The sequence below is a fragment of the Georgenia sp. 311 genome (assembly GCF_006151955.1).
In the GTDB taxonomy this organism is placed as follows: domain Bacteria; phylum Actinomycetota; class Actinomycetes; order Actinomycetales; family Actinomycetaceae; genus Oceanitalea; species Oceanitalea wutianyii.
This window is the reverse complement of sequence record NZ_VDFS01000060.1, coordinates 100863-111896: the sequence shown is the minus strand read 5'-3', so window position 1 is coordinate 111896 and position 11034 is coordinate 100863. Positions and strand designations below refer to the sequence as shown.

General features: G+C 72.7%; 8 protein-coding genes. 4 read left to right on the top strand and 4 right to left on the bottom strand.

Annotation, left to right across the window (positions count from 1 at the left end):
* Window positions 1–21: 21 nt before the first annotated feature.
* The 4 genes from FHE66_RS13145 to FHE66_RS13130 all read right to left on the bottom strand — a co-directional run bounded on the left by FHE66_RS13145 (window position 22) and on the right by FHE66_RS13130 (window position 2912).
* Entirely contained in the window at window positions 22–120 is a 99-nt protein-coding gene (locus tag FHE66_RS13145; protein ID WP_005504750.1) for a 30S ribosomal protein bS22, read from the bottom strand.
* Window positions 121–227: 107 nt separating this feature from the next.
* Window positions 228–1397, bottom strand: a complete 1170-nt coding sequence (locus FHE66_RS13140) for a glucose-1-phosphate adenylyltransferase family protein (RefSeq protein WP_139073418.1) — start codon at window positions 1395–1397, stop codon at window positions 228–230.
* 37 nt (window positions 1398–1434) lie between these two features.
* Complete coding sequence (locus FHE66_RS13135; RefSeq protein ID WP_139073417.1) at window positions 1435–1644, bottom strand: helix-turn-helix domain-containing protein; 210 nt, start codon at window positions 1642–1644, stop codon at window positions 1435–1437.
* A 98-nt stretch (window positions 1645–1742) separates the two neighbouring features.
* Window positions 1743–2912, bottom strand: coding sequence for an acetoin utilization protein AcuC (locus tag FHE66_RS13130; RefSeq protein ID WP_139073416.1), 1170 nt, complete (start codon window positions 2910–2912; stop codon window positions 1743–1745).
* Between the two features lie 58 nt (window positions 2913–2970).
* On the opposite strand from FHE66_RS13130, the gene FHE66_RS13125 reads away from it, so the two are divergent.
* From FHE66_RS13125 to FHE66_RS13110, 4 genes are all read left to right on the top strand, one after another.
* A complete protein-coding gene (locus tag FHE66_RS13125; RefSeq protein WP_139073415.1) occupies window positions 2971–4362 on the top strand; it encodes a TrkH family potassium uptake protein in 1392 nt (463 codons plus the stop codon).
* Window positions 4363–4405: 43 nt separating this feature from the next.
* Window positions 4406–5077: a TrkA family potassium uptake protein gene (locus FHE66_RS13120; protein ID WP_139073414.1), complete on the top strand. Its 672-nt coding sequence runs from the start codon at window positions 4406–4408 to the stop codon at window positions 5075–5077.
* 338 nt (window positions 5078–5415) lie between these two features.
* A complete protein-coding gene (locus FHE66_RS13115) occupies window positions 5416–9291 on the top strand; it encodes an immunoglobulin-like domain-containing protein (RefSeq protein ID WP_139073413.1) in 3876 nt (1291 codons plus the stop codon).
* 143 nt (window positions 9292–9434) lie between these two features.
* The coding region (locus tag FHE66_RS13110; protein ID WP_139073431.1) for a xylulokinase at window positions 9435–11034 on the top strand (1600 nt) is incomplete at its 3' end.

Sequence of the window (11034 nt, the reverse complement as noted above, 5' to 3'; positions counted from 1 at the left end):
GGGGGCGTCAGTTGCGCTCGCTCACTTCTTGTTGCGGCGCTGGTGACGGGTCTTGCGAAGCAGCTTGCGGTGCTTCTTCTTCGACATACGCTTGCGGCGCTTCTTGATGACAGAGCCCATGGAACCTCGCAGTGCTTGGTCGAGTCGGCAGGTGCGCACAGCACGTGGCTCTACGCAGAACAGGCCGAGTCTAGCGTCTCGAGCGGCGGCGCGCGTTGCGGCGGTCGTCACTCGGGGTAACGGCCGCCCGCGGCGATGCGCTTTCGCGGGTGGACGACGCTGCGCGCGGCGACGAGCGTGACCTCGTCCCCCGACCCGTCGCCGCCGATCTCCGCCCGGCCGCGCACGCGGGCGGCCTCGTCCACGACGGTGCGCACGACGCGCGCGCCCGGCCCGATGCGCACGTCGTCCAGGAGCACCGAGTCGAGGACCTCCGCGCCGGGCGCGACCTGCACGCCCGGGCCGAGCACGCTGCGCCGCACCGTCCCCTCGACGACGACGCCGGAGGCGAGCAGCGAGTCGGCCACCTCGCCCTTGGCGTGGACGCGCGCACCGAGGTGCCGCAGCGCCCGGGTGCGGATCGGCCAGCGCTGGTCGTCGAGGTCGAAGGGCGGCTGCTCGAGGAACTCCATGTGCGCGCGCCAGTAGGCGTCGACGGTGCCGACGTCCTGCCAGTAGCCGGTGTGCCGGAGCTCCACGGCGGCCCCGCGCTCGACGAGGGCGGGCAGCACCTCCTCCCCGAGGTCGCCGAGCGCGTCCTCCCCCTTCTCCTTCACCACGGCCTCCAGCGCCCCGAGGAGCGCGGCGGGCGTGAAGGCGAAGACCTCCGTGGTCACGAGGTCGGAGGGCGGGTCGTCCGGCTTGAGCTCGTAGCGCACGATGCGCCCGCCCTCGGCGACGACGACGCCGTAGCGGGTGACGTCCCCGTCGTGCCGGGTCGTCACCATCGTGACGTCGGCGTCGCTGTCGAGGTGGTGGGCGATGACGTCGGCGTAGTCCATGCGGTAGACGGCGTCGGCGGAGGCGACGAGGACGACGTCGGGGTCGTGGGCGCGGATCCGGCCGGCCTTGCGCCACAGGGCGTCGGCGGTCCCGGCGTGCCAGCCCTCGCGGTCGTCACCGCGGTGCGGACCGAGCACCATGAGCCCGCCCCGCGAGCGGTCCAGGTCCCACGGACGCCCGCCCGCGAGGTGCTCGGTCACCGACTCCGGCTCGAACTGCTCGACCACCCACACGTCGTCGATGCCGCTGTTCGCGGCGTTCGACAGGGGGAAGTCGATGAGCCGGTGGCTTCCGCCGAAGCGCAGTGCGGGCTTGGCGCGGTGCTCGGTGAGCGTCTCCAGACGGGAGCCCGCGCCACCGGCGAGGACGATGAGGAGCGTGCGTGGTTGAGCCATCGCGTGATCGTCTCGCGGAGACGGCGACGGCGCTCGCTCAGCGGGCCTGGGACTCCGGTGCCCAGTCGCCGACGCCGCTATTGAGCATCTCCTCGACGGCGTGCTGCGGCACGCGGAAGGAGCGCCCGACGCGCACGGCGGGGATGTCGCCGGCGTGGACCATGCGGTAGACGGTCATCTTCGACACGCGGAGGAGCTCGGCGACCTCGGCGACCGTGAGGAACCGCGGTGCCCGCTGCTCGGCCATGTCCACCTACCCGTGTCGTGTTGACGGCGCCAGCGCGCCCGAGATTCTGCTCGAACTCTAGAGCCTCGCGCCGGTTTTGGGAAACGGTCCGGGCCCTCTCACCAGGGCTGCGGATCGAGGCCGTGGTGCGGGAAGACGGCCCCCCGGGTGGCCATGACGGCGCGGTCGACCTCGTCGTCCGGGTCGTAACCCGCCGTCCACGGCCGGAAGGAGGTGGCGGCGCCCTCGCCCATGGTCTCCGGCACCTCGACGTCGGCGAGCTCGGCGACGGTCTCGCGCCACACCGCCGGCACCGGGGTCGAGAGGTCGAGCGGGTGTCCCGCGACGACGGCGGCGAGGTGCGCCCACACGCGCGGCACGACGCTGACCACCTCGTACCCGCCGCCGCCGGTGGCCACCCACCGCCCGCCGGCGTGGGCCTCGGCGAGCTCGGCCATGAGGAGGGCCGCGCTGCGCTGGGCGTCGACGGACACCGCGAGCCCGGCCAGCGGGTCGAGCGCGTGGGAGTCGCAGCCGTGCTGGGTGAGGAGGAGCTGCGGGGCGAAGTCCTCGACGAGCGGGCCGACGACGCCGTCGAGCACCCGCAGCCAGGCCGCGTCCCCGGTGCCGGGCGGCAGCGCGACGTTGACCGCGGTGCCGCGGGCCGCGGGCCCGCCGATGTCCTGGGCGTAGCCGGTGCCGGGGAAGAGGGTGCCGGGGTGCTGGTGCACGGAGATCGTCAGCACGCGGTCGTCGTCCCAGAAGGTGCGCTCGACGCCGTCGCCGTGGTGAGCGTCGAGGTCGACGTAGGCGACGCGCTCGGCGCCCGCATCGAGGACCGCGGCCAGCGCCACGGCGGCGTCGTTGTAGATGCAGAAGCCGGAGGCGCGTGCGGGCATCGCGTGGTGCATCCCGCCCGCGAGGCTGAGGGCTCGCGGTGCACGACCCTCCCACACCGCCGTCGCGGCGGCGAGGGTGGAGCCGGCGATGCGCGCACCGGCCTCGTGGATCCGCCCGAAGAGGGGGTTGTCGTCCCCGCCGAGCCCGCGCGCGGGGTCGGGCCGCCCCTCACCGGCCGCCCGGACGGCCGCGAGGTAGTCGGCCTCGTGGACCCGCAGCAGGTCGGCGTCCTCGGCGAGCGCGACCGGCTCGACGGCGAAGGAGTCGAGGAGCCCGAGGTCCGCGATCAGCCGGTGGGTGAGGGAGAGCCGGAGGGGGGCCATCGGGTGGCCCGCGCCGAAGTCGTACTCCAGCAGGTCCTCGCTCCACGGGAGCAGGGGCTTGGGCATTGGGTCACGGTAGCGCGCGTGCTGCGCCGGGCGGCCCGGCGTCTGGCAAGGTGAGCGCGTGAGCGCAGCCACCGGACCACTGCGGCCGAGTCGGCCACTGGGCGCGCTGCGCGACGCGGTCGACCACGTCGCGCGGCAGTCACCCGCGCGGCTGGCGCTCATCGTCTTCGCCGGGATCATCGCGGTCGTCACCGCGCTGCTCTCGCTGCCGGCGGCAACCGTGGACGGGCAGCGCGCCCCCTTCGTCGACGCCCTGTTCACCGCCGTCTCCGCCGTCTGCGTCACCGGGCTGACGACCGTCTCGACCGCGACCTACTGGTCCGTCTTCGGGCAGGCGGTGATCATCATCGGCGTCAAGATCGGCGGCCTCGGCGTCATGACGCTGGCCTCGATCCTCGGCCTGGCCGTCTCCCGCCGCATCAACCTCACCCAGCGCCTCCTCACCGCCTCCGAGACCCGCACGACGCGGCTGGGCGAGGTCGGCACGCTCGTGCGGGCGGTCATCGTCGCCTCGCTCACCATCGAGCTCGCGATCTTCCTCGTCCTCGTCCCGCGCTTCCTCTCCCTCGGGCACTCGCTCGGGCAGGCCCTGTGGGACGCGCTGTTCATGGCGCTGTCGATCTTCAACAACGCCGGGTTCGTCATCCTCGACAAGGGGCTCGAGCCGTTCGTCGGCGACTGGTGGCTGTGCCTGCCGATCATCGTCGGCGGCGGGATCGGCGCGCTCGGCTTCCCCGTCATCCTCAACGTCGCCGAGCGCGTGCGCCGGGGGCGGCGGCTGTCGCTGCACACCAAGCTCACCGTCGTCACCTACTCGATCCTCGCCGTCGTCGGCTCGCTCGGCTTCGCGCTCTTCGAGTGGCGCAACGCCGCCACCCTCGGCGGCCTGCCGGTGGCCGACCGGGTGCTCACCTCGATGCTCGCCGGCGTCAACTCCCGCTCCTCCGGGCTGAGCACGGTCGACGTCGGCCACATGAACGACACGACGTGGTTCATGCAGGACGCCCTCATGTTCGTCGGTGGCGGGTCGGCGTCCACCGCCGGTGGCATCAAGGTGACGACGTTCGCCGTCCTCGTCCTGGCGATCGTCGCCGAGGCGCGCGGTGACCGCGACGCCGAGGCATTCGGCCGGCGCGTGGGGACGACGACGGTGCGCCTCGCCGTGGCCGTCGCGTTCCTCGGGGCCACGCTCGTCGGCGGCGGCACGCTCCTGCTCCTCACCTTCACCGACTACCACCTCGAGCTCGTGCTCTTCGAGACCATCTCCGCCTTCGCGACCGTCGGGCTGAGCACCGGCATCACACCCGACCTGCCGGACGTGGGCAAGTACGTGCTCGCGGCGCTGATGTTCGCCGGGCGTCTGGGCACGATGACGCTCGCCGGTGCGCTCGCCCTGCGCCAGCGCCGCCGCGTCATCCGCATGCCGTCCGAGCCGCCGATCGTCGGCTGAGCGCGGCACACTGGGGACACGTCCTCGGAGAGGTAGGTGGCACATGCCGCAACGGAACAACGCCCCGCGCGCGAGCGCCGTGCTCGTGATCGGCCTCGGCCGGTTCGGCGGGGCGCTCGCGGCGACGCTCGAGGACCTCGGGCGCGAGGTCCTCGCCGTGGAGAAGGACGAGCACCTCGTGTCGCAGTGGTCCGGGCGGGTGCCGATCATCGAGGCGGACGCGTCCAACCCCGACGCGCTCGAGCAGCTCGGGGCGCAGGAGTTCCCGGTGGCCGTCGTCGGCGTGGGCACCTCGCTGGAGGCGAGCGTGCTCATCACGGCGAACCTCGTCGACCTCGAGGTGCCACAGATCTGGGCCAAGGCGACGTCCGCCGAGCACGGGCGCATCCTGCGGCGCATCGGGGCCCACCACGTCGTCTACCCCGAGCACGACGCCGGGCAGCGGGTGGCCCACATGGTCACCGGGCGGATGCTCGACTACATCGAGATGGAGGACGGCTTCACCATCGTCAAGATGCGCCCGCCGAAGGAGACCTACGGGTTCACCATCGGTGAGTCGCGGATCCGCCAGCGCTACGGCGTCACGGTGCTCGGGGTGAAGTCGCCCGGCGAGGCGTTCGAGTACGCCTCGGAGGAGACGCGGATCAACCCGGGCGACACGATCATCGTCTCGGGTGACTCCGGCCTGCTCGAGGCGTTCGCCGCCCGCCCCTGAGCGGCCTGCCCACCCACCCTCGCGAGCGGCCCGGCACGCTTGACCGCCGTTCCATGTGAGCGCTAACCTCGTGGTGTTGACGACACCACTGGACAGTCGGGCACGCGGACGTCGTGTCTGCCTCGCACCGGTCGAGCGGCCTCACGGCGATGACGCTGGCAGATGAGTCCCCTCGCGGGTGCCGGGCCGCCCCATCCCCGGCCGCACGAGGGAAAGGAGGTCGAGGTTCGTCGTCCGGCACACGGACGGAGCCGGCAGCGCCCGCCACCTCCGCCCACCTGCCACCACCCACGCACGCAGTCGCGGCACCGTCGTCGCGACCGGACCGAGGAGGGTCCATGTCACCCAGACCACACACACGCACGCGCCTCAGGACAGTCGGGGCGGTCGCGGCCCTGACGATGGTCCTCGGGGCGGCCGCCGCCGTCCCGGCATCCTCGGAGCCCGACGCCGAGCCGAGCGACGAGCGCCTCGTCGCCCACTACCGGCTCGACGAGACGAGCGGCACCGCCGTCGCCGACTCGTCGGGCAACGACCGGCACGCCGAGGTCGTCAACAACGGCGCCGGCACCGCCACCTGGCGCGCCGGCCGCGGCATCAACCTCCCCGGCGGCTCCAACACCCCCGGCACCCTGCCCGCCGTCAAGCTGCCGGACTCGCTGCTCACCGGGCTCGACGACGTGACGATCGCCTTCGACGTGCGCGCCGCCGGCACCGCACCCGGCGCCCCGATGTACACCTTCGGGCTCGCCTCGGAGAACGGCGGCAACCTCACCGCCTCACCCGGCAACGACAACGCGATCTTCGCCCGTCACGAGGTGAGCATCGCCGCTCCCAGCGGCACCGCGCAGACCGCCGGCGCCCCGCTGGGACTGCCGCGCAACGAGTGGACCCACGTCGCCGTGACGATCGAGGGCGGGACCGCCGAGGCGCCCGGCACGATGCACGTCTACGAGAACGGCGTGCTCGTGGGCAGCAACGAGGCGGTGACCGTGCGCCCCGGCGACATCACCGCACCGTCGGCCTTCATCGGCCGCTCCAACGCGACGACCGGCCGCCCGGCGCAGTTCGCCGGCGCCATCAAGGACTTCCGCATCTACTCCGCGGCGCTGCCCGCCGCCGACGTCGCCGAGCTCTCGGCCGACCTCGCCGCCGGGAACCTCACCGAGATGATCGACTCGGTCAGCCTGCCGGACACCAGCGCGCTCGAGGAGAACGTCACCCTGCCCAGCTTCCCGGGGCTGACCTGGAGCACGAGCGACCCGTCGGTCGTCACCGAGTCGGGCCGGGTCACCCGCCCCGAGCCGGGCGCCGGGGACGCGACGGCGACCCTCACCGCGACGGTGGCCCACCGCGGGCTCACCACCTCGCGCGAGTTCGCCGTCACCGTCCTCGAGCGGGTCGCGTTCAGCGACGAGGAGCTCAGCGAGGGCCTCGTCCACCACTTCCGCCTCGACGAGACCGCGGGCACCGTGCTCGCCAACACCGGCAGCGCCGGCAGCGCGGCGAACGCCGAGCTCGTCAACGGCGACAAGGTGAGCCTCACGGGCGAGGGTGTGCGGTTCAACCCCGACTCCTACGAGAACTCCCTCACCGGCGGCTACGTCCGCCTCCCGAACAACCTCACGGCGGGGATGACCAGCCTCACCGTGGACTACGAGGTCTGGGTCGACCCGGCGAACGTCGGCAACCACCAGATGTGGAGCCTCGGCTCCAAGACCGGCACCTGCGAGGCCGACGCCGGGCTCCAGGGCTCGATCTACGCCTCGAACACCGCGCCGCGACCCGGTGAGCGCTTCCGGGTGGCCGTGGGCAACCAGAACCTCATGCAGGACCGTGGCCGGCTGCTCGAGGGCGCGTGGAAGCACGTGACCTACACCCAGACGCCCAACGCGGACGGCACGACGTGGACGGGCATCGTCTACGTCGACGGCGTGCGCTACGCGCAGGCCACCAACCTCACCACCCCGCCGTCCGTGCACGCCTCGGGGACCAACTGCAACTTCCTCGCCCGCTCGCAGGTGGCCGAGGACTACTCCTTCCGCGGCACCATCCGGGACTTCCGTGTCTACGACCGCGCGGTGAGCCTGGACGAGGCCCTCGCGCTCGCCGACGAGACGGTCTCCACGGGCGTGCGGGCGGACGCCGAGGCGATCGACCTCGGCCTCACCGAGGCCATCGTCCGCGACATCGTCCTGCCCGAGTTCGGCTCGGTCGCCGGCTCCACGATCACGTGGACCTCCTCCGACCCGTCCGTCGTCGACATCTACACCCCGCCGGCGAGCGCCCCGAACGTCGCGGTCACCGGACGCGTCACCCGGCCCGCCGTCGGTCAGCCCGACGCGACCGTGACGCTGACGGCCACCGTCCGCAAGGGCGCCTACGACGTCACCGTCCGGGAGATCCCGGTGGTCGTCAAGGCCGAGTTCGTCGACGCCGACGCCGTCGACCGCGACGCCTACGACCTCGAGGTCGACAACACCGACGACGTCCGCGGCAACCTCACGCTCCCGGCCGAGGGTGAGTTCGGGTCGACGATCACGTGGACCTCGACGTCCGACCTCATCACGCCGACCGGCGAGGTGACCCGGCCCGCCTACGGCCACGCCGACGTCTCGGGCACGCTCACGGCCACGATCACGAAGGGCGGGTCCTCGGAGACGAAGACCTTCCCCTTCACCGTCCGGTCGCTGCCGCGCACCGAGGAGATGGAGCGCTACTTCCTCGGGTACTTCAAGGGGGAGAACCTCGCCGACGGCGAGCAGATCATGTTCGCGACGTCGAACGGCAACACCGCCCTCGACTGGACCGGTCTCACCGGTGGTCGCCCGTCCCTCATCTCCCAGCTGGGAGACCAGGGCCTGCGCGACCCGCACATCGTCCGCTCCCCCGACGGCGACACGTTCTACATGATCGCCACCGACCTCAACTGGTACGACCAGGGCGGCTACGCGATCAACGACACCCAGTACATCGAGGTCTTCGAGTCCAACGACCTCGTCAGCTGGACGCCCCAGCGCCACGTCGAGGTGGCCCCGGAGGACGCGGGCAACGCCTTCGCGCCGGAGTCGCTGTGGGTCGAGGAGATCGGCGCCTACGCCGTGTTCTGGGCGCAGTCGCTGTGGAACGACCCGGTCAACCGCACCGGTCAGGGAAACGCGCAGATGTGGTACAACACGACGCGCGACTTCCGGACCTTCTCCGAGCCCCAGGTGTGGCAGGACCCCTACCCGCAGTCGCGGATCGACACGACCGCGCTCAAGGTCGGTGACTACTACTACCGGGTGACGAAGAACGAGGCCGGCAACGCCGGCTCGGACCTCTTCTCCGAGAAGCACACCGACTTCCTCGACAGCGACATCGACAACTGGGAGCTGCTCGCCCCGGCGCTCGGGCGCACGACGTGGGACGCGGGCCAGGGCTACGAGGGCCCGGTGCTCTTCCAGGCGAACCCCGGTGACACCGCGTGCCCCGGCCAGTTCTACCTGTGGGGCGACCGGTACACCAACGGCGGCGGCTACCAGGCGGCGTGCAGCGAGGACATCGAGGCGCCCACCTGGGACCCCCAGCCGATCACGATGACCAACGCCGGCGTGCCGCGCCCGCGGCACGGCACGGTCATCCCGATCACGCTGCGCGAGTGGAACGACATCCGCGGCATCCCGAACAGCGACGTGGCCACCACCACCGAGCTGAGCGTCGAGGGCCGCGTCGCCACCGCGACGGTCGAGGCCGCCGACGGGTTCGAGACCGGCGGCCAGGTCCGCTTCTCCGCGGGTGAGTGGTCACAGACGGTCCACCTCACCGACGGGGTCGCCGAGGTGACGCTGCCCGAGGCCGCGACGGGGCCGGAGGTCACCGCCGAGTTCCTCGGCCACGACATCCTCCTCGCGTCCTCCGACACGGCGCCGCTGGGCAGCCCGCTCGACGGCGTCACGGCCACCGCGGACACGCGCTGCGTGGCCGGACGCACCGTGGTCACCGTGCGGGTGTCCAACGGCAGCGAGGTCGCGGTGGACCTCACCGCCACGTCCTCGTGGGGCAGCCGGTCCGCCACCGGTGTGGCGGAGGGGCGCAACTTCACCCACGCCTTCACCACCCGGGCCACGAGCGTCCCGGCCGGGACGGTGACGGTGGACGTCTCCGCCGTCGTCGACGGTGAGCAGACCACCACGCAGGTCGAGGCGCCGTACGCCGCCGGGTCCTGCGGCTAGCAGCACGTGCAGGGGAAGGGGCGTCCCCGTCGGGGGCGCCCCTTCCGCGTGCCCGCGCAGGCGGCGCGGCGGATGTCGCACGTGGGAAGGGGCGTGAGCAATAACATGACGACGGAACACGCGGCAGATCCGATGGAGGACCAGTGACGTACCAAGGCACCGCCGACCGGCTCGCGACGGACAGCGAGACGCGCGAGGCGATCCTCAGCGGACGCACGTCGCTGGGCATCGAGCTGGGCTCGACCCGCATCAAGGCCTGCCTCGTCGGGCCCTCGCCCGCGCAGGTGCTCGCCGCCGGCTCGCACGAGTGGGAGAACCAGCTCGTCGACCGGACGTGGACCTACTCCCTGGAGTCGGTGTGGTCGGGCGTGCAGGCGGCCTACGCCGCGCTGGTCGAGGACGTCGAGCGGCGCTACGGGCTGCGGCCGTCGACCTACGGCGCCCTCGGCGTCTCGGCGATGATGCACGGCTACCTCGCGTTCGACGCCGCCGACGAGCTGCTCGTGCCCTTCCGCACGTGGCGCAACACCTCCACCGGCCCGGCCGCCGCCGAGCTCTCCGGGCTGTTCGGGGTGAACATCCCCCTGCGGTGGTCGGTGGCCCACCTCCACCAGGCGGTCCTCGACGCCGAGCCGCACGTGCCCCACATCCGGTTCCTCACCACCCTCGCGGGCTACGTCCACTGGCGGCTCACCGGTCGCCGGGTGCTCGGGGTGGGCGACGCCTCGGGCATGTTCCCCATCGACCCCGCGACCGGGACGTACGACGCCCGGATGCTCACCCAGCTCGACGACCTCGCGGGCGACCGGCTGCCCGGCGCCCGGGTGCTCGACCTCCTGCCGACCGTGCTCACCGCGGGCGAGTCCGCCGGCCTGCTCACCACCGAGGGCGCCGCGCTCCTCGACCCGACCGGGACCCTGCAGGCGGGCATCCCCCTGTGCCCGCCCGAGGGCGACGCCGGCACGGGCATGGTCGCCACGAACTCCGTGGCCCCGCGCACGGGCAACGTCAGCGCCGGGACGAGCATCTTCGCGATGGTCGTCCTCGAGCGCCCGCTGCGCAGCGCGCACCACGAGCTCGACGTCGTGACGACCCCCGCAGGGGACGCGGTGGCGATGGTCCACTGCAACAACGGGGCGAGCGAGCTCGCCGCGTGGGCCGCGATGTTCACCCGGTTCGCCGCGGCGGCCGGGCTCGACCTCACCCCCGACGCCGTCTACGAGGTGATGCTCGGCGAGGCCCTGTCCGGCAGCGCCGACGCCGGCGGCCTGCTGTCCTACAACTACCTCGCCGGCGAGCCGATCACCGGTCTCGCCGAGGGGCGGCCCCTGGTGGTGCGCACGCCCGACAGCGAGCTCAGCCTGGCGAACTTCGTCCGCTCACAGGTGTACAGCATGTTCGGCACGCTCAGCCTCGGCATGGAGGTGCTCCACGGCGAGGGTGTCGAGATCGACCTCATGCTCGCCCACGGCGGCATCTTCCGCACCCCCGGCGTCTCGCAGCGGCTGCTCGCCGGAGCCCTCGGGGTCCCCGTGGCGGTCGGGCAGACCGCATCGGAGGGCGGTGCGTGGGGCATCGCCGTCCTCGCGTCCTACCTCCACGCCGCGGCGGAGACGGACCTCGGCACCTACCTCGACTCCCGCGTCTTCGCGGGCGCGGAGGTCACGACCGTCGAGCCGGACCCCGCCGACGTCGCCGGCTACGCGGCCTACCTCGAGCGCTACCGCGCGGGGCTGCGTGTGC